13 protein-coding genes and 1 pseudogene are annotated in these 18,658 nt (G+C 62.2%); 9 read left to right on the top strand and 5 right to left on the bottom strand.

Annotated elements, in window-relative coordinates:
* The first annotated feature begins 67 nt into the window (after nt 1–67).
* A pseudogene (cckA, locus tag NE852_RS11410) lies at nt 68–2,672 on the top strand (cell cycle histidine kinase CckA).
* Between the two features lie 264 nt (nt 2,673–2,936).
* On the opposite strand, the gene NE852_RS11405 reads toward cckA, so the two are convergent.
* Nucleotides 2,937–3,863 carry a pseudouridine-5'-phosphate glycosidase gene (locus NE852_RS11405; RefSeq protein WP_008536859.1) on the bottom strand — a complete coding sequence of 309 codons (927 nt, stop codon included), beginning with the start codon at nt 3,861–3,863 and terminating at the stop codon, nt 2,937–2,939.
* A 30-nt stretch (nt 3,864–3,893) separates the two neighbouring features.
* On the bottom strand, nt 3,894–4,838 hold the full coding sequence (locus NE852_RS11400; protein WP_258156527.1) for a carbohydrate kinase family protein: 945 nt from the start codon (nt 4,836–4,838) through the stop codon (nt 3,894–3,896).
* A gap of 229 nt (nt 4,839–5,067) precedes the next feature.
* Between NE852_RS11400 and recA the strand changes: the two genes are divergently transcribed.
* From recA to NE852_RS11385, 3 genes are all read left to right on the top strand, one after another.
* Nucleotides 5,068–6,156: a recombinase RecA gene (gene recA / locus NE852_RS11395; protein WP_008525920.1), complete on the top strand. Its 1,089-nt coding sequence runs from the start codon at nt 5,068–5,070 to the stop codon at nt 6,154–6,156.
* A 166-nt stretch (nt 6,157–6,322) separates the two neighbouring features.
* Nucleotides 6,323–8,977, top strand: a complete 2,655-nt coding sequence (gene alaS / locus NE852_RS11390; protein WP_258156526.1) for an alanine--tRNA ligase — start codon at nt 6,323–6,325, stop codon at nt 8,975–8,977.
* Between the two features lie 146 nt (nt 8,978–9,123).
* Nucleotides 9,124–9,975 (top strand): GyrI-like domain-containing protein, encoded by an 852-nt coding sequence (locus tag NE852_RS11385; RefSeq protein ID WP_258156525.1) that lies wholly within the window; start codon nt 9,124–9,126, stop codon nt 9,973–9,975.
* A 47-nt stretch (nt 9,976–10,022) separates the two neighbouring features.
* Here NE852_RS11385 and NE852_RS11380 read toward each other — a convergent pair whose 3' ends face one another.
* The 3 genes from NE852_RS11380 to NE852_RS11370 all read right to left on the bottom strand — a co-directional run bounded on the left by NE852_RS11380 (nt 10,023) and on the right by NE852_RS11370 (nt 12,461).
* A complete protein-coding gene (locus NE852_RS11380; RefSeq protein ID WP_008525934.1) occupies nt 10,023–10,649 on the bottom strand; it encodes a glutathione S-transferase family protein in 627 nt (208 codons plus the stop codon).
* Between the two features lie 83 nt (nt 10,650–10,732).
* Nucleotides 10,733–11,179 (bottom strand): GNAT family N-acetyltransferase, encoded by a 447-nt coding sequence (locus tag NE852_RS11375; RefSeq protein WP_008525936.1) that lies wholly within the window; start codon nt 11,177–11,179, stop codon nt 10,733–10,735.
* A 70-nt stretch (nt 11,180–11,249) separates the two neighbouring features.
* Complete coding sequence (locus NE852_RS11370; RefSeq protein ID WP_008525938.1) at nt 11,250–12,461, bottom strand: NADP-dependent isocitrate dehydrogenase; 1,212 nt, start codon at nt 12,459–12,461, stop codon at nt 11,250–11,252.
* Between the two features lie 187 nt (nt 12,462–12,648).
* On the opposite strand from NE852_RS11370, the gene NE852_RS11365 reads away from it, so the two are divergent.
* The 5 genes from NE852_RS11365 to NE852_RS11345 all read left to right on the top strand — a co-directional run bounded on the left by NE852_RS11365 (nt 12,649) and on the right by NE852_RS11345 (nt 18,557).
* Nucleotides 12,649–13,176, top strand: a complete 528-nt coding sequence (locus NE852_RS11365; protein ID WP_008525940.1) for a hypothetical protein — start codon at nt 12,649–12,651, stop codon at nt 13,174–13,176.
* Nucleotides 13,177–13,262: 86 nt separating this feature from the next.
* Nucleotides 13,263–15,302: an FUSC family protein gene (locus NE852_RS11360; protein ID WP_258156524.1), complete on the top strand. Its 2,040-nt coding sequence runs from the start codon at nt 13,263–13,265 to the stop codon at nt 15,300–15,302.
* Nucleotides 15,303–15,306: 4 nt separating this feature from the next.
* Nucleotides 15,307–16,137: an RNA methyltransferase gene (locus tag NE852_RS11355; RefSeq protein ID WP_008536916.1), complete on the top strand. Its 831-nt coding sequence runs from the start codon at nt 15,307–15,309 to the stop codon at nt 16,135–16,137.
* Nucleotides 16,118–16,918: a glutamate racemase gene (gene murI, locus NE852_RS11350; protein ID WP_258156523.1), complete on the top strand. Its 801-nt coding sequence runs from the start codon at nt 16,118–16,120 to the stop codon at nt 16,916–16,918. Before NE852_RS11355 ends, murI begins: the two co-directional genes overlap by 20 nt.
* A gap of 127 nt (nt 16,919–17,045) precedes the next feature.
* Entirely contained in the window at nt 17,046–18,557 is a 1,512-nt protein-coding gene (locus tag NE852_RS11345) for an ATP-binding protein (RefSeq protein WP_258156522.1), read from the top strand.
* Nucleotides 18,558–18,658 lie beyond the last annotated feature (101 nt).

Genomic DNA, 18,658 nt, shown 5'->3' with positions numbered 1-18,658 from the left:
AAGAGTGCCTGATTCCTGCTTCGTCCTCGTGCTAGGACCAAGACGGAAGGGTTTATGTGAGGAATACATGACGAAACCGCGTCAGGCCGACGACTATAACGCACCGCTTGTGGATCGTGGGGGGCGTTCAGGCACGGTTTTGCGCATTCTTCTTCTGGCGCTCGTGCTGATTGCCGCCGCCGGCGGCTTTGTCGTCTTCAAGCGGTCGCTGGACAACGAGGTCGTGCTCGGCGGCCTCGGCGTGCTCGCCATGGTCGGCATCTTCTTCCTGGTATCCTCGGTCATCGGCTTCATCGAGGTGATGCCGCAGCGCCAGTCCGACAGCCTGGCGCGCTCCTTCCTCAACAGCCACCCCGACGGCACGCTGATCACCGACGATAAGGGCCGGATCATCTACGCCAACGCCGCTTATGGCGCGCTGACCGGTGCGCGCAAGGCGACCGAGGTCCAGACGCTGGAAACGCTGCTGTCTCGCCACCGCGAATCCAACGAGGCGCTTTACAGGCTGGTCAACGGCCTGCGGGAGGGCAAGGAGGGCAGCGAGGAATTCCGTCTGCTGCGCGCCGTCGGGCCGGGCAGCAACAATTCCGGCGCGCACTGGTACCGGCTGAAGGCGCGACTGCTGCAGCAGGAAGACAATGGCGGCAAGCCGCTGCAGATCTGGCAGATTACCGACATCACCGCCGAGCGCGACGACCAGGAACGCTTCTTCAAGGAGCTGCAGAACGCGATCGACTATCTCGACCATGCCCCTGCCGGCTTCTTCTCCGCCGGCAGGAAGGGCGAGATCTTCTATCTGAATGCGACGCTTGCCGAGTGGCTGGGTCTCGACCTGACTAAATTCGTCCCCGGCTCGATGACGATCGGCGACGTCGTGGCGGGCGAGGGGCTGGCGCTGATCCAGTCGGTGCAGGCCGAACCAGGCCTGAAGAAGACCGTCACGCTCGATCTCGACTTGCGCAAGACCAACGGCCAGAGCCTGCCGGTGCAGATCATCCACAGCGTCACCTCGATGCGCGACGGTGCGCCCGGCGAAAGCCGGACGATCGTGCTGGCGCGCGAAAAGAGCGACGAAAACGGCCGCTCCGCGTCAGCCGCCGCCATGCGCTTCACCCGCTTCTTCAACAACACGCCGATGGCGATCGCCTCGGTCGATGGCGACGGACGCATCCTGCGCACCAATGCGCCGTTCCTGAAGCTGTTTTCGAGTGTCGTCTCGCGGGACGATCTCGAAAAGCGGCCCCATCTTGAAACCATCGTCCAGGAAAGCGACCGGCCGCAGCTCACCGAAGCGTTGGCGGCGGCGAAAGACCGGCAGGGCGACATCGCGCCGCTCGACACCCGCACGCCGACCGACGAGGCACGTTATTTCCGCTTCTACGTCAATGCGGTCATCGACCAAAGCGATGAGGCACCGGAGGAAGCGGCGATCGTTTATGCCGTCGAGGTGACCGAGCAGAAAGCGCTGGAAGCGCAGATGGCGCAGACGCAGAAGATGAATGCCGTGGGAACGCTCGCCGGCGGCATCGCCCACGACTTCAACAACGTGCTGACGGCGATCCTGCTTTCTTCCGACCATCTGCTGCTGCAAGCGCGTCCCTCCGATGCAAGCTTCGCCGACCTGATGGAGATCAAGCGCAACGCCAACCGCGCCGCGGTGCTGGTGCGCCAGCTGCTCGCCTTCTCGCGCAAGCAGACGATGCGGCCTTCGGTGCTGAACCTGACCGATGTCGTCGGCGACCTGCGCATGCTGGTCGACCGGCTGCTCTCCGGCACGAATGTCAAGCTCGACGTGCAATATGGTCGCGACCTCTGGCCTGTGAAAACGGACCTTTCGCAATTCGAGCAGGTGCTGATCAATCTCTGTGTCAATGCGCGCGACGCCATGCCGGACGGCGGCACGCTGACGCTGCGCACCCGCAATCTCACTGCTGCCGACGTCGCCGCCTTCAACTATTCCTACATGCCGGCCGAAGACATGGTGCTGGTCGAGGTCGCCGATAACGGCACGGGTATCGCGCCCGAGATCATGGACAAGATCTTCGAGCCCTTCTTCACCACCAAGGACGTCGGCAAGGGCACGGGCCTCGGCCTCGCCATGGTCTACGGCATCGTCAAGCAGTCGGGCGGCTACATCCAGCCGGAGTCCGAAGTCGGAAAAGGCACGACCTTCCGCGTCTTCCTGCCGCGCCATATTCCGGAGCCGGCGGTTGCCGCCGAGGCGGGAGCGATTGATAGCGCCATCGCCGAGGTCGGCATGCAGCCCGAGGCGCCGGCAGCGCAGCAGCCGGAGGACCTGACGGGATCGGCCGTCATCCTTCTCGTCGAGGACGAGGAGGCCGTGCGGCGCGGCGGCAAGCGTATGCTGGAAACGCGCGGCTATACCGTGCACGAGGCGGGCTCGGGCGTCGAGGCGCTCAGCATCATGGAAGAGCTTGAAGGCAAGGTCGACATCGTCGTTTCCGACGTCGTCATGCCCGAAATGGATGGCCCGACGCTGTTGGGTGAGCTGCGCAAGACCTATCCCGACCTGAAATTCATCTTCGTGTCGGGCTACGCCGAAGACGCCTTTGCCCGCAATTTGCCGCCGGATTCTGAAGTTCGGATTTTTGCCGAAGCCGTTTTCGCTGAAGCAGCTGGCGGTGGTGGTGAAGGAGACGCTGGACGGGTGAGGGAAGTGGCTGTCGGAGGGCACGCTGTGCCGTGCAGCACCCCCCTCTGCCCTGCCGGGCATCTCCCCCACAAGGAGGGAGATCGGCTGGGCGCAGCGGCTTTCCCCAACGATCAGCATTGCAATTCAGCGAAACAGGAGAGATGTGGAGGAGCACGCCTCTTGTCGATCTCCCCACCTGTGGGGGAGATGCCCGGCAGGGCAGAGGGGGGTGACCCCACTGCAATCCGGTAAAGACAGGGCGGAACTAGCCCGCCCTCAAAAATTACTCACCCAACGCAACCGCAATCTCCGCCGCAAGCCGCGCATTATTCTCCACCAGCGCAATGTTCGTCTTCAGGCTCTGGCCGTCCGTCAGGTCGAAGATGGTCGAGAGCAGATAGGGCGTCACAGCCTTGCCGGTGATTTCATCGCGTTCGGCGCTGTCAAGCGCCCGTTCGATATAGATCTCCATCTCTTCGCGGGCGATCTCGTCGGCCTCGGGCACCGGGTTGGCGACGAGCATGCCGCCGTCGATGCCGAGCTGTTCGCGCACCGTCTGGAAATTGGCGATTGCCGCCGGGCTATTCAGCGACAGCGGGCTTGGTATGCCGGAGGAGCGCGACCAGAAGGCCGGGAATTCCTCGCTCTCATAGGTGACGACAGGCACGCCGCGGGTTTCCAGCACTTCGAGCGTCTTCGGAATGTCGAGGATCGCCTTGGCGCCGGCGCAGACGACGATGACGCCGGTGCGCGCCAGTTCCTCCAGATCGGCTGATATATCGAAGCTCTCCTCGGCACCGCGATGCACGCCGCCGATGCCGCCTGTGGCAAAGACGCGGATACCGGCGCGGGCCGCCGCAATCATCGTTGCCGCGACCGTGGTGGCGCCGGTGCGGCGCTCGGCGATCGCGAATGCGAGATCGGCGCGCGACACTTTCATCACCTCGGTTGCCTTGGCAAGCTGCTCCAGTTCGGCGGATTCAAGGCCGACATGCAGCGTGCCGTGGATGACGGCGATCGTTGCCGGCACCGCACCCTGTTCGCGGATGATCGCCTCGACGCTGCGGGCCATCTCGATATTGCCGGGATAGGGCATGCCGTGGGTGATGATGGTCGATTCGAGCGCCACGATCGGGGCGCCGCGCTGCTTGGCGGCGGCCACTTCCTTCGAGTAGGAAATGGGCAGCAGGGGCGAGAGGGGTTTGGTCATGATCCGTATCCGTTTATCGATGTTGCCGCTTCATTGCAGAATTCTTGCCGCCGGGACAAGCGAAAGCATGTCGCGGAGCAATTCGGGCGAAAGATTTTCGTTCACGGCATGCCGTGACTGGACGGTGAGGGCCGCTGCGGCTGCGCCATGGCGGACGGCCTCCTCGAGCGGGTGGCCAAGCATGAGGGCCGAGAGCGTACCCGATGCCATAGCGTCTCCCGCCCCAGTGACATCGGCGACGGTGTCTGCGATCGGCGGCTGCAGGACAAACGCGCGCCCGTCCTTGAAGGCGACGAGTTCGCGCTGGCCGCGGGTGACAACCGCGCCGCCGATACCGATGTCACCGAGCAGGGACGGCCAGGCCGCGGCCTCCTCCGGCCGGTGGCCGGTCAAAGCTGCCGCCTCGGCTTCGTTGAGAAATAAATAGTCAATGCCATCGAGGCAGGGCAGGAGGCGCACCACCTTGGCCGGCGAAATGGCGATTGCCGCGACCGGCTTGCGGAGCGCCTTTGCCCTTGCGACGATCGCGGCTGCCGTTTCCTCCGGCAGGTTGGCATCGAAGAGAATGAAATCGGTGGCAGCGAAGGCATCGCGCACCCAGCGGATCGACAGCCGCCGCGGCACGAAGAAGCGGTAGAGCTCCATGTCGGCCAGCGCGATGACGAGATTGCCATCCTTCTCGATGATCGCGGTATAGCTCGGCGTCTTGCGGTCGAGGAAGACGAAAGGCCGGTCGTCAATGCCGGCAAAATCGGCGGCTTCGCCGACCATCTCACCGATGGGATCACCGCCGCGCGGCGAAATCATCGTCACCTCGAAGCCGAGCCGTGCAAGATTGCGCGCCGCGTTGAAACCGCCGCCGCCCGGTTCCTCGAACCATGTGCCTGGGTTGCTGGCGCCTGGTGCCGTCTCGCCGGCAATGCGGCCCCGACGATCGATATGGGCGCCGCCGAGAACAAGAATCTTGCCGCTCATTTCTGCACTCCCAGAGCGAATCGAACGGAGCCCAAAGCGGTCGCATTCACTGCGCGAAGCACACTAAGCCGTTGCTTTGCATCGATAAAACAAAAATAGAACACAGGCCGTTTTACCTTATTCTTTCAATTATTTGCAACCCCATTGCGAAACTAGAACAAATAGGGTACAAACTTCGCATCAGCGGCGACATTGCTTGAGCAGCGTCAATAACCTAAAGGTGGATCGAATGTCTCAGAATTCATTGCGGCTCGTAGAGGACAAATCGGTGGACAAAAGCAAGGCGCTCGAAGCGGCACTCTCACAGATCGAGCGGTCGTTCGGCAAGGGCTCGATCATGAAACTCGGCTCGAACGAGAATGTTATCGAGATCGAGACGGTTTCCACAGGTTCGCTCAGTCTCGATATCGCGCTCGGCATCGGTGGCCTGCCGAAGGGCCGCATCATCGAGATCTATGGGCCGGAAAGCTCCGGCAAGACGACGCTTGCCTTGCAGACGATCGCGGAAGCGCAGAAGAAGGGCGGCATCTGCGCCTTCGTCGACGCCGAACACGCTCTTGATCCGGTCTATGCCCGCAAGCTTGGCGTCGATCTTCAGAACCTTCTGATCTCGCAGCCGGATACCGGCGAACAGGCGCTCGAAATCACCGATACGCTGGTGCGTTCCGGCGCTGTCGACGTTCTGGTCGTCGACTCGGTCGCAGCACTTACGCCGCGCGCTGAAATCGAAGGCGAGATGGGCGACAGCCTTCCCGGCCTGCAGGCGCGCCTGATGAGCCAGGCGCTGCGCAAGCTCACCGCTTCGATCTCGAAGTCGAACACCATGGTGATCTTCATCAACCAGATCCGCATGAAAATCGGCGTCATGTTCGGTTCGCCGGAAACGACGACCGGCGGCAATGCGCTGAAATTCTATGCTTCCGTGCGCCTCGACATCCGTCGTATTGGTTCGGTCAAGGAGCGCGAAGAGGTGATCGGCAACCAGACGCGCGTCAAAGTCGTCAAGAACAAGATGGCGCCTCCCTTCAAGCAGGTCGAATTCGACATCATGTATGGCGAGGGCGTATCGAAGACCGGCGAGCTCGTCGATCTTGGCGTTAAGGCCGGCATCGTCGAAAAGTCGGGCGCCTGGTTCTCCTATAATAGCCAGCGTCTCGGCCAGGGCCGCGAAAACGCCAAGACCTTCCTGCGTGACAATCCGGATCTCGCCCGCGAAATCGAGCTGTCGCTGCGCCAGAATGCCGGCCTCATCGCCGACCGTTTCCTGCAGAACGGCGGACCGGATGCCAATGACGGCGACGACGCGGCGGAAATGTAGTTTTCGCGCGCAGTTCGTCTGCCAGTCTATGTGATAGTCAAAGCCGGCCGCATTCTCAGATCAGAATGTGGCCGGTTTTGTTTGTCGGCTGGACAGTGGCTGAGGTGAACGTTAAAAGCCGATGGATTTAGATTTACCTGCCTAGGGCAGCATTGAAGGGCATAGAATGAGCGGCGTGAACGATATCCGGTCGACCTTCCTCGACTATTTCAAGAAGAACGGCCACGAGATCGTTTCCTCGAGCCCGCTCGTGCCGCGTAACGACCCGACGCTGATGTTCACCAATGCCGGCATGGTGCAGTTCAAGAACGTCTTCACCGGCCTGGAAAAGCGTCCTTATTCCACGGCAACGACCTCGCAGAAATGCGTACGCGCCGGTGGCAAACATAACGACCTCGACAATGTCGGCTATACCGCGCGTCACCTGACCTTCTTCGAGATGCTCGGCAACTTCTCCTTTGGCGACTATTTCAAGGAGAATGCGATCGAGCTTGCCTGGAAGCTTGTGACGGAAGGTTTCGATCTGCCGAAACATCGCCTGTTGGTGACCGTCTATTCCGAGGACGAGGAAGCGGCGGCCCTGTGGAAGAAGATCGCCGGCTTCTCCGATGACAAGATCATCCGCATTCCGACCTCCGACAATTTCTGGCAGATGGGCGATACCGGCCCCTGCGGCCCATGCTCCGAAATCTTCATCGACCAGGGCGAGAACGTCTGGGGTGGCCCTCCCGGCTCTCCGGAAGAGGACGGCGACCGGTTCCTGGAGTTCTGGAACCTCGTTTTCATGCAGTTCGAACAGATCGAGCCGGGCGTCCGCAACCCGCTGCCGCGTCCGTCGATCGATACCGGCATGGGCCTGGAGCGCATTTCCTGCATTCTGCAGGGCGTCCAGAGCGTGTTCGACACTGACCTGTTCCGCACGCTGACCGGCACGATCGAAGATGCCGTCGGCGTTAAGGCCGAAGGTAGTGCCAGCCACCGCGTCATCGCCGACCATCTGCGTTCTTCCGCGTTCCTGATCGCCGACGGCGTCCTGCCGTCGAATGAAGGCCGCGGCTATGTGCTGCGCCGCATCATGCGCCGCGCCATGCGCCACGCCCAGCTTCTCGGCGCCAAGGAGCCGCTGATGTACAAGCTGCTGCCGACGCTGGTGCAGGAGATGGGCCGTGCCTATCCGGAGCTGACGCGCGCCGAAGCGCTGATCTCCGAAACGCTGAAGCTCGAAGAAAACCGCTTTCGCAAGACGCTGGAACGCGGTCTGTCGCTTCTGTCCGACGCAACTGCCGACCTTTCCAAGGGCGACATGCTGGATGGCGAGACCGCCTTCAAGCTCTACGACACCTACGGCTTCCCGCTCGACCTGACGCAGGACGCATTGCGCGCCCGCGAAATCGGCGTCGATATCTCCGGCTTCACCGATGCAATGGAGCGCCAGAAGGCCGAGGCCCGTTCGCACTGGGCCGGCTCAGGCGAGAAGGCAACTGAAACCATCTGGTTCGAGCTCAAGGAGAAGCACGGCGCGACCGAATTCCTGGGCTACGACACGGAGACCGCCGAAGGCGTCGTCCAGGCGATCGTTAGGGATGGTGCGGTTGCGGCTGAGGGCAAGGCCGGCGACAAGGTGCAGATCGTCGTCAACCAGACGCCGTTCTATGGCGAGTCCGGCGGCCAGATGGGCGATACCGGCGTGATCTCCTCCGATCACGGCAAGATCGAGATAACGGACACGCAGAAGAAGGGCGAAGGCCTCTTCGTACATTCCGGAACTGTGGTCGAAGGCGTGATCAAGGCTGGTGACGCCGTCGCGCTGACGGTCGATCATGCCCGCCGTTCGCGGCTGCGCGCCAACCATTCTGCAACCCATCTGCTGCACGAGGCGATGCGCGAGGTGCTCGGCACCCATGTTGCCCAGAAGGGTTCGCTGGTCGCGCCCGAGCGCCTGCGCTTCGACGTGTCGCATCCGAAGCCGATGTCGGCCGAAGAACTTAAGGTCGTCGAAGAGATGGCCAACGAGATCGTGCTGCAGAACGCGCCTGTCACGACCCGCCTAATGAGCGTCGACGACGCCATCGCCGAAGGCGCCATGGCGCTGTTCGGCGAGAAGTACGGCGATGAAGTGCGTGTCGTGTCGATGGGCACAGGCCTTCATGGCGCAAAGAGCAACAAGCCTTACTCGGTCGAGCTTTGCGGTGGCACGCATGTGTCGGCCACCGGTCAGATCGGCCTCGTGCGCATCCTCGGCGAAAGCGCCGTCGGCGCCGGCGTCCGCCGTATCGAAGCGGTGACCGGTGAATCGGCGCGTGAATATCTCGCCGAGCAGGATGATCGCGTGAAGACGCTTGCCGCTTCGCTGAAAGTTCAGCCTTCGGAAGTTCTGTCGCGCGTCGAAGCGCTGATGGACGAGCGCCGCAAGCTCGAAAAGGAACTGGCCGACGCCAAGCGCAAGCTCGCCATGGGCGGCGGGCAGGGCGGTTCTGCCGATGCCGTGCGCGAGGTCGCAGGCGTCAAGTTCCTCGGCAAATCGATATCAGGTGTCGATCCCAAGGATCTGAAGGGGCTTGCCGATGACGGCAAGACCAGCATCGGTTCCGGCGTCGTGACGCTGATCGGCGTTTCCGATGATGGCAAGGCCAGTGCCGTCGTCGCCGTGACGCCCGATCTCGTCGATCGTTTCAGCGCCGTCGATCTGGTGCGCGTGGCTTCCGCCGCGCTTGGCGGCAAGGGCGGCGGCGGCCGTCCCGACATGGCGCAGGCCGGCGGCCCGGATGGCGCCAAGGCAGACGAGGCGATTGAGGCGGTTGCCGTGGCGCTCGCCGGCTGACCTGCCGGTTCACGGGAAGATTTTGAAAGGCGGAGGCTTGGCCTCCGCCTTTTTCGTTTTCCAATTCAGACCCGGGCCAAATCAGCAGGATTTGTCAAATCGGGATATGGTTCTCTGCGGTCGATCGATTTGCATGAGGCGTTGACATGAATGGCGAAACGGCATGGGCACTTTATGAAAGCCGTCTGAGACGGGTTTCGGCCTATATTCACGACCATCTCGACGAGGAGCTGGATATGGAGCGCCTTGCCGAGATCGCCTGCATGTCGAGCTATCACTGGCACAGGATCTACCGGGCGATCTATGGCGAGACGCTGGCGGCCACCGTCAAGCGGCTCAGGCTGCATCGCGCGGCGGGCGAGATCGTCCGTACGGAGCTTACCGTCAGCGAAATTGCGAAGCGATCAGGCTATCCCAATCTCCAATCCTTCAATCGCATCTTCAGGTCGGTCTACGGCATGCCGCCGGCCCGCTACCGGAAAGAGGGAAGCCACACAGCCTTCGAACCCTCACGTAACGGAAAGACCAAAGCCATGTTAGACGTTACCATACGCGCGATCGGACCGATCGAGCTGATCGGTGTTCCCCATACCGGTTCCTACATGCAGATCGACAAGGCCTTCGAGACCCTGTTCGGCACGCTTTACGCCCGCGGCCTCGCCAGACCCGACATGCGGATGATCGGCGTCTATCTCGACGATCCCGACGTCGTGCCGGAGGAAAGGCTGCGCTCGATTGCCTGCGTCACGGGCGCTGCCGAAGTACCGGCCGAGGCGCCGTTCGAGCGGCGCGTGATTGACGGCGGCGATTATGCCGTGCTGCGTCACAAGGGGCCCTATGCGAACATGCCGAAGTCCTATCAGTGGCTCTTTGCCGAATGGCTGCCGAAATCCGGCCGGCAATTGAAGGACAGGGTCATGTTCGAAGAATATCTCAACAATCCGCGCGATGTGCCGCCGACGGAATTGATGACGGATATCCACATGCCGCTTGCCTGACGGCTAATATCCGGAGCGGCAGCCTGGCCGCCGCGCCGGGTTGCGGGTCAGGCAGCCTGCATCGTCTTGCCGGCCTCGTCGTCCAGCGCGCTGGCGCGTTTGTAGGCCTCGCGCTCGCTGATGCGGCCGAAATAATCGATGAAGGCTTGGCGCTTCTCGATACTGCCGAAACCGAGGCCCCAGCCGACATGAGCGCCGACATAGACATCGGCGGCGGTAAAGCGCTCACCGGCGATGTAGGTCGATTGGGAGACGGCCATCTCAAGCGTGTTCATGACGTCGCCGAAACTGCCGCAACCGGCCATGCGCAGGCGTTCCGCAGGAATTTCGAAACCGAGAGCCTTCATCGTCACCGCCGATTCAAGCGGGCCGGCTGCAAAGAACATCCAGCGATAATAGGAGGCGCGCTCCTCCGGCTTGGGCGCCAGGCCTTTTTCGGGAAAAGTGTCGGCGAGATATGCGCAGATCGCCGCGCATTCGGTGACGACGGTATCGCCGTGGCGGATTGCCGGCACCTTGCCCATCGGATTGACCCGAAGATATTCCGGCGCCTTCATGGTTTCGCCGAAAGTCAGCAGTTCGGTGCGATAGGGCTGGCCGATTTCCTCCAGCATCCAGCGCGCGATGCGGCCGCGTGACATCGGGTTCGTATAAAATACCAGTTCTTCGGTCATGACGTCTCCTCGTGTTCCCTTGGCTTTTCTATTGCCGTCGCCAGAATCAATAGAGCGATGAGGTCTTTGTGCAAGTCTCGCGCCTAAAGTGCCTTTCGGTACTGAATGAAACCAGAGCGCTCGGCAATCCTGTCGTAGAGGCGCTGCGCGGTGGCGTTGCTTTCGTGCGTCATCCAGTAGAGCCGGCCGGCGCCGTTTTGCCGCGCCAGCCCGGCGACAGCCTCGATCAACGCGGCGCCGGTACCGAGCCCGCGTTGATCGTTCTCGACATAGAGATCCTGCAGATAGCAGGTCCATTGCGGCAGCCAGCAGGAACGATGGAAGATCGCGTGCACGATGCCGACGAGACGGCCGTTGTCGTCGAAGGCGCCGAGCGCTTGCATCATTTCATCAGGATCGTGGAAGCGGGCCCAGGTAAGATCGGTCGTTTCGGCGGGGATCACGACGTCATAGAACCGCTGGTAGGCTGCCCATAGGGGCTCCCAGGCGGCTCGGTCAGAAGGGTCGAGCAGGCGCACGGTCGTCGTCATTTGCCATTCTCCCAAAATGAAAACGGCGGGGAAATCCCCGCCGCGTCAATGCTATATCGAAAGGACAGGCTTACGCCATGGCCTTCTGCAAGTTCTGGTCGATCTTGTCGAGGAAGGCGGTGGTGGAAAGCCACGGCTGATCCGGGCCGATGAGCAGTGCCAGATCCTTGGTCATGAAGCCGGATTCGACGGTATCGACGCAGACCTTTTCGAGCGTCGAGGCGAAGCGGGCGAGCTCGGCATTGTCGTCGAGCTTGGCGCGATGCGCGAGGCCGCGCGTCCAGGCGAAGATCGAAGCGGTCGAGTTCGTCGAGGTTTCCTGGCCCTTCTGATGCTGGCGGTAGTGGCGCGTCACCGTGCCATGGGCGGCTTCGGCTTCGACCGTCTTGCCATCGGGCGTGAGCAGGACCGAGGTCATCAGGCCGAGCGAACCGAAGCCCTGGGCAACCGTGTCGGACTGGACGTCGCCGTCATAGTTCTTGCAGGCCCAGACGTAGCCGCCGGACCACTTCAGCGCCGAGGCGACCATGTCGTCGATCAGGCGGTGTTCGTAGGTGATGCCGGCTTCCTTGAACTGATCCTTGAATTCGGTCTCGTAGACTTCCTCGAAGATGTCCTTGAAGCGGCCGTCATAGGCCTTGAGGATGGTGTTCTTCGTGGACAGGTAGACCGGCCACTTGCGCATCAGGCCGTACATCATCGAGGCGCGGGCGAATTCGCGGATCGATTCGTCGAGGTTGTACATGGCCATGGCGACGCCGGCGCCCGGCGCGTTGAAGACTTCCTTCTCGATGACGGTGCCGTCTTCGCCGACGAACTTGATCGTCAGCTTGCCCTTGCCGGGGAATTTGAAGTCGGTGGCGCGGTACTGGTCGCCGAAAGCGTGACGGCCGACGACGATCGGCTGCGTCCAGCCGGGAACGAGGCGCGGAACGTTGCGGCAGATGATCGGCTCGCGGAAGATGACGCCGCCGAGGATGTTGCGGATCGTGCCGTTCGGGCTCTTCCACATTTCCTTGAGGTTGAATTCCTTCACGCGGGCTTCATCCGGCGTGATCGTCGCGCACTTGATGCCGACGCCGTACTTCTTGATGGCGTTGGCGGCATCGACCGTCACCTGGTCGTTGGTGGCGTCGCGGTTTTCGACGGAGAGGTCGTAATAGTCGATGTCGAGGTCGAGATACGGATGGATCAGCTTGTCCTTGATAAGCTGCCAGATGATGCGCGTCATTTCATCGCCGTCGAGATCGGCGACGGGATTGGCGACCTTGATCTTCTTCATGTATCTGCCTCGTTCAAGCTTGGATGGGGACGGGGTCCCGGTGGGTGATATGATCCGGAGCGCTATAGCATTGTGAACCGGGAACGCAAAGCTGCAACGGGTCCGGCAATGCGATTTTGCCGGCATTGCCAAGCGCGGAAATCTGACTAGTGTCCGGGCTGATTTGCCCCGCCCGGAACATTCGACCATGAAGACAATTGCCCTCATCATCGCCAGTCTTATCGCCTCTTCAGGCATCGGCCACGCCGCCGACGCCACCGCTCCCGTCAAGGAGGTGATGGAGGCGACCAAGAGCAACTGGGCCGACAACAATAGCGACTGGACCGATATCTTCGATGCGAGCCGGCTCGACCATCTCTACAGCAAGGATTTCGTCGCGAGATATCAGGCGGCCGCGCAGTTTCCTGCCGTCGACGACGACGGCATATCGCCGTTCGACTACGACGTCATCGTCAACGGCCAGGATGCGTGCCCTCTGCAGGACCTGACGATGACCGCGGCGGCGCCGGTCAACGGGGCGACCGAGGTGACTGTTCGCTTCCGGAAATCCGCCTGCTCGGACGCGCCCGACGCCAAGGACTATACGACGGTTCGCTTCGAAGTCATCGAGGAGGGTGGCAATCCGGTGATCGACGACATCGTCACCGAGAATATTGAGACGCAGGCCCGCGATTCCCTGAAGGCGACGATGGCACAGATTGCCAAGGGCCAGTAAGCGCGCGACATTCAAGCGGTGTCGGGGAGAATGGTCTCCGGCGATTTGATTTCCGTTCTATCGATGCTTCATGGCATGAGGGGCTCATGCACCTGTTTTCCGGTTTTCAGTTCCGCGACTGGCTGCTTGCCAACGATCCGGCGCTTTCGCGCCTGCGCATGGGCTTGCGGGTGACGCTGACGATCGTTCTTTCATTCCTCATCCTGCTTGCCATCAAGGCCCTTATCGCGCCGTTGCCGACGGCAGCGTTCGGTCTCGGCATCGTATTGTCGATCGAGGGAGGAGTGGCAGTGCGCGACAAAGGGAGTTCGCGCCAGCTGGTAACGCGGCTCTTCGGCTGTGTCGCAAGCCTTGCCGTCGTCGGCATCGCGGCCGGGCTCGAGGATCGCCGCCTGCTCTCTGATCTCGTTTTCCTCCTCATCATCATGCTCGCATCCGCAGGACGCGTGTTCGGGCCGCGCGGCTTTGCGATCGGCATGTTCGCCTTCACTTCATATTTCATGGGCGCCTATTTCAGGCCATCGCTTGCCCAACTGCCGTATGTGGCGATCGGTCCTGTCGTCTCCGTGCTCGTCGGGCATGTTGTGAGGGCGGTGCTCCTGCCCGACGACTGGCGGCGCGACCTGCTGCGCTCGCTCGAGAGCGTCAGGGGACGCATCAGCCAGATCCTCTTCAAGCTCGCGACCCTTGCAGGCAGCACCGAGATCGGAGAAGCCGATCGGCAGGAACTGCGTCAGCTGGAAGAGCGGCTGAAAGAAGTGGTGCTGATGGCCGAGACCTTCATTCCGCGTCCGCCGGGCGGCGTCTTCGACGGTGCTGCGAATCCGGCTGCTGAGCTGGCGATCCAGCTCTTCGATGCGCATCTGGCCGCCGAGAGTGCCATTGTGCTGAGCTTCCAGAGCCCGCCGCCCTTTGCGCTCGTTCATGCGGTGATCGAAGGCGATGCCGGGGAATTCGCAAGATACGAGAACATCGCCGAAGGCATCGCGGATCGGCCGCAAGAGGAAACCGTGCGGGCGCTTCTCTGGCTTGGCGAAGCGCGGCAGCAATTGACGCAGGCGATCGGCGAAGGGCAGGCATCCGGCTTTTCCGCCATCGATGACGTCAAGGACACGGCGAAGCCGCAGCCGATCGACTTTTCGTTTGCCAATCCGCTGCTGCGATCGGCGTTGCAGATCACGCTCGCATCAGCAATCGCGATGAGCTTCGGCCTGCTCTTGTCGCGCGAGCGCTGGTTCTGGGCGGTGCTTTCCTCCTTCCTCGTCTTCACCAACACCAATTCGCGCGGCGACACGGCGATGAAGGCGCTGTCGCGCTCGCTCGGCACCGTATTCGGAATCGCCATCGGGCTCGGGCTTGCGACGCTGATTTCGGGTGAGCCTGAAATCGCCATTCCGGTTGGGGTCGTCTGCATTTTCCTCGCCTTCTATTTTCTGCAGGTTTCCTATGCGACGATGACCTTCTTCATCTCGATCGTGCTTTGCCTGGTTTATGGCATGACAGGCGTGCTGACGCTCGATCTCCTGAGGCTGCGCATCGGGGAGACCATGATCGGGGCGGCAGCGGGGACGGCGGTCGCCTTCGTCGTCTTCCCCACCCGCACGCGCGGCGCGCTCGATGCAGCACTTGCCCACTGGTTCCAGGCGCTGCGCGAGCTGCTCGGTGCGATCGGCGAGGGCAAGCGTGGTTTCGAGCTGATCGCGCTGTCCCAGAAGATCGATGCCTGCTACCGCGACGTGACAGTGGCGGCCCGGCCACTCGGCTCCTCGTGGTCGATGGTGACGCGGCCGGGCCAGATCCGCCAGACGCTGGCGATCTTCCTGTCTTCCACCTATTGGGCGCGCATCCTGGCGAAGAGCCACGATGCGCCTGCTGTCGACGACGACCAAAAGAGACTGATTGCGGCCGATCTGGCGTTGATCGACGATGCGGCTCCGCGCGGCTCGACCTGTTTCTTTATCAAGCGCAAGACATCGCGGACGATGGGGCGACACCTGCCTGTGTCGCGCGAGGGCGCCAGGGTAGGGCTGGAAATGATCGGTTCGGCCTTGGAAAGGCTCTATCCGCGGGCCGACGTCTTGCCGTTTGCGCCGGGCGAGGCTATTGCGCGCTCGAAACAGGGATAAGACCATGGCAGGCACGAACAGCGAGCGTCAACTTCTGGCCGAAGGGCCGGCCATCATTCTGGTCGAGCCGCAGATGGGCGAGAATATCGGGATGGTGGCGCGCGCCATGGCGAATTTTGGCCTTGCGGAACTGCGTCTCGTCAATCCGCGTGACGGCTGGCCGAACGAGAAGGCGCAGGCGACGGCTTCCAAGGCCGACCACGTGATCGAGGCGACGAAGGTCTACGACACGCTGGAGCAGGCGATCGCCGATCTCAATTTCGTCTATGCGACGACGGCGCGCAGCCGCGACAACTATAAGCCGGTGCGCTCCCCGGTCTTTGCCGCTCAAACGCTGCGCACAAGGTTCCGGGCGGGCGAGGCAACGGGCATTCTCTTCGGCCGCGAGCGTTGGGGCCTGACCAATGAGGAAGTGGCGCTGGCCGACGAGATCGTGACCTTCCCGGTCAATCCCGCCTTCGCCTCGCTGAATATTGCTCAGGCCGTGCTTCTGATGTCCTATGAATGGATGAAGTCCGGCATGGAAGATCTGGAAGCCGTACCGTTCCAGGCGCTCGAGCAGCGGCCTTCCACCAAGGAGCAGCTCTTCGGCCTGTTCGACCAACTGGAAGAAGCGCTCGAGTCACGCAACTATTTTCATCCGCCCTCGAAAAAGCCGAAAATGGTAGACAACCTTCGCGCTGTTCTCTCCCGCCGGGCCTTCACGGAACAGGAAATCAGCGTGCTGCGCGGCGTCATCTCCTCCCTCGATCGCTTTTCCCGCAACAGTCCGCGCAAAGGCGGTTTCACCAGATCCGGCAAGGAAGCGCCAACTGATGACAGCACCGACGCATGAGCTGAAACCCGTCCTTGTCTTCGATTCCGGCATTGGCGGGCTGACGGTGCTGCGCGAAGCGCGCGTGCTGATGCCGGAGCGCGGCTTCGTCTATGTCGCCGATGATGCCGGATTCCCCTATGGTGGTTGGGAAGAACAGGCGCTGAAAGAGCGCATCATCGGGCTCTTCGGCAAGCTGCTTCAGGATTACGATCCCGAAGTCTGCATCATCGCCTGCAATACCGCCTTCACGCTCGTCGGCGCCGATCTGCGTGCCGCTTTTCCCCAGATGACCTTCGTCGGCACCGTGCCGGCGATCAAGCCGGCGGCGGAGCGCACGCGCTCGGGCCTGGTTTCGGTGCTGGCGACGCCGGGGACGGTCAAGCGCGCCTATACGCGCGACCTCATCCAGTCCTTCGCGCAGCAATGCCATGTCCGGCTCGTCGGCTCGGAAAACCTTGCGCGCATGGCCGAAGCCTATATTCGCGGCGACACCGTCTCTGACGAAGCGGTGCTTGCCGAGATCGACCAGTGCTTCGTCGAGAAGGACGGCCACAAGACCGATATCGTGGTGCTTGCTTGCACGCATTATCCTTTTATGGCCAATCTTTTCCGCCGGCTTGCCCCTTGGCCGGTCGATTGGCTCGATCCAGCCGAGGCGATTGCCCGGCGCGCCCGGACGCTCGTGCCGCTGGTTGCCGATGCCGTACATCCCGACAATTTCGACTTTGCCGTCTTTACGTCAGGCAATCCCGATTTTGCCACGCGGCGATTGATGCAGGGATTCGGCCTCAGTGCGTGAAGGAATTGTCCTGTGGGTTGGCAAAATCCGGCCCTGAAAAACCGCGCATTCTTTGATAGACGGGGCGATGCCGCTTCGGAAGAATGGCGTTTCGTTCATGTGAGTCTCTTCGCCGCGAGGATCAGCATTGCAGGTTGGCATCGATATGGGATTGGCGTCCGGCAGCCCGGCGACGCTCGATATCGAGGAGCTGCTGGCGACGCGTCTGCTCGTGCAGGGCAATTCGGGATCGGGCAAATCGCATCTCTTGCGCCGGCTGCTCGAGCAATCCGCACAATGGGTGCAGCAGGTCATCATCGATCCCGAGGGTGATTTCGTCACGCTCAGCGACAGGTTCGGCCATGTCGTCGTCGATGGCGAGCGGACCGAGGCGGAATTGGCGGGCATCGCCAATCGTATCCGGCAGCATCGTGTCTCCTGTGTCTTGACGCTTGAAGGCCTCGATATCGAGCAGCAGATGCGTGCCGCTGCCGCCTTCCTCAACGGCATGTTCGATGCCGATCGCGAATATTGGTATCCCGTCCTCGTTGTTGTTGACGAGGCGCAGATGTTTGCGCCATCCGTCGGCGGTGATGTTTCGGAAGATGCGCGCAAGATGTCTTTGGGCGCGATGACCAATCTGATGTGCCGCGGCCGCAAGCGCGGGCTTGCCGGCGTTATTGCGACGCAGCGGCTTGCGAAGCTCGCCAAGAACGTCGCGGCGGAAGCCTCGAACTTCCTGATGGGCCGCACCTTCCTCGATATCGACATGGCGCGTGCTGCCGACCTGCTCGGCATGGACCGGCGCCAGGCGGAAATGTTCCGCGACCTAAAGCGCGGCAATTTCGTTGCTCTCGGGCCGGCTTTGTCGCGCCGACCGCTGCCGATCCAGATCGGCGCGGTGGAGACTTCGGCGCGCTCCTCCAGCCCGAAGCTGATGCCATTGCCAGATGCGCCGCAGGATGTGGAAGACCTGATCTTCACACCCGATCCGGAGGAATTTCAGCGCCCGATCGTGCGTCGCGTACCGCCGGCGCCGCGACCGACGACTGATATCCTGGCCGAGCTGTCGCGCTCGACGCCAGCGGCGTCCCCGGCGCCGGTAGAGGCGAGGGCGAGCCAGGCGGAGATAACGCCAGAGGAGCGGGAAGAGCGCCTGGCCGGGGTGCTTGCAGAGATCCTGGACGATCCTGCTTCCGCTTTCCGCACTGATTCCGTGCTCTATCAGGATTTTCTCGTGCGGCTGCGCATGCGCCGTGTGCCGGGGCCGCCGATAGCGCTTCCGGATTTCCGCAGGCGGGTGGCGATCTCCCGCTCCGGCGTCGATGCGGCAACAGCCGGATCGGAAGCCTGGGCAACGGCACTGTCGCTGTCGTCTGGTGTCACCGATGATCTGCAGGGCGTTTTCCTGATGCTCGCCAAGGCCGCCGTCTGCGGCGAAGCATGCCCGTCGGATGCGCGCATTGCCCGCGCCTATGGCACCCACTCCGCCCGCCGCGCCCGACGGCTCCTCGGCTATTTCGAGGAGCAGGGGATCGTCGTCGTGCATACGGATTTCTCCGGCAAGCGCATCGTGGCCTTCCCCGACATGAACTGCCAGACAGCGCCCGGCGACGCGAACGCGCCGGATACGGGCGATCAGCCTTTGGCTGCGGAATAGTGGCTCTTTCGAGCTTTAGCGCAGTTGACATTTTCATGACGGCCCTCTAAAGACCGCGCCAAGCACCGGGCAGCAATGTCCGGTGTTTCATTTGACATGTC

The sequence above is a fragment of the Rhizobium sp. Pop5 genome (assembly GCF_024721175.1).
In the GTDB taxonomy this organism is placed as follows: Bacteria; Pseudomonadota; Alphaproteobacteria; order Rhizobiales; family Rhizobiaceae; genus Rhizobium.
This window is presented reverse-complemented; position numbering and strand designations above follow the sequence as displayed.

What these genes read in the sequence shown, in the direction of transcription:
- NE852_RS11405 (WP_008536859.1), bottom strand. Translation starts at nt 3,863, where the DNA reads ATGACCAAACCCCTCTCGCCCCTGCTGCCCATTTCCTACTCGAAGGAA.
- NE852_RS11400 (WP_258156527.1), bottom strand. Translation starts at nt 4,838, where the DNA reads ATGAGCGGCAAGATTCTTGTTCTCGGCGGCGCCCATATCGATCGTCGG.
- recA (WP_008525920.1), top strand. Translation starts at nt 5,068, where the DNA reads ATGTCTCAGAATTCATTGCGGCTCGTAGAGGACAAATCGGTGGACAAA.
- alaS (WP_258156526.1), top strand. Translation starts at nt 6,323, where the DNA reads ATGAGCGGCGTGAACGATATCCGGTCGACCTTCCTCGACTATTTCAAG.
- NE852_RS11385 (WP_258156525.1), top strand. Translation starts at nt 9,124, where the DNA reads ATGAATGGCGAAACGGCATGGGCACTTTATGAAAGCCGTCTGAGACGG.
- NE852_RS11380 (WP_008525934.1), bottom strand. Translation starts at nt 10,649, where the DNA reads ATGACCGAAGAACTGGTATTTTATACGAACCCGATGTCACGCGGCCGC.
- NE852_RS11375 (WP_008525936.1), bottom strand. Translation starts at nt 11,179, where the DNA reads ATGACGACGACCGTGCGCCTGCTCGACCCTTCTGACCGAGCCGCCTGG.
- NE852_RS11370 (WP_008525938.1), bottom strand. Translation starts at nt 12,461, where the DNA reads ATGAAGAAGATCAAGGTCGCCAATCCCGTCGCCGATCTCGACGGCGAT.
- NE852_RS11365 (WP_008525940.1), top strand. Translation starts at nt 12,649, where the DNA reads ATGAAGACAATTGCCCTCATCATCGCCAGTCTTATCGCCTCTTCAGGC.
- NE852_RS11360 (WP_258156524.1), top strand. Translation starts at nt 13,263, where the DNA reads ATGCACCTGTTTTCCGGTTTTCAGTTCCGCGACTGGCTGCTTGCCAAC.
- NE852_RS11355 (WP_008536916.1), top strand. Translation starts at nt 15,307, where the DNA reads ATGGCAGGCACGAACAGCGAGCGTCAACTTCTGGCCGAAGGGCCGGCC.
- murI (WP_258156523.1), top strand. Translation starts at nt 16,118, where the DNA reads ATGACAGCACCGACGCATGAGCTGAAACCCGTCCTTGTCTTCGATTCC.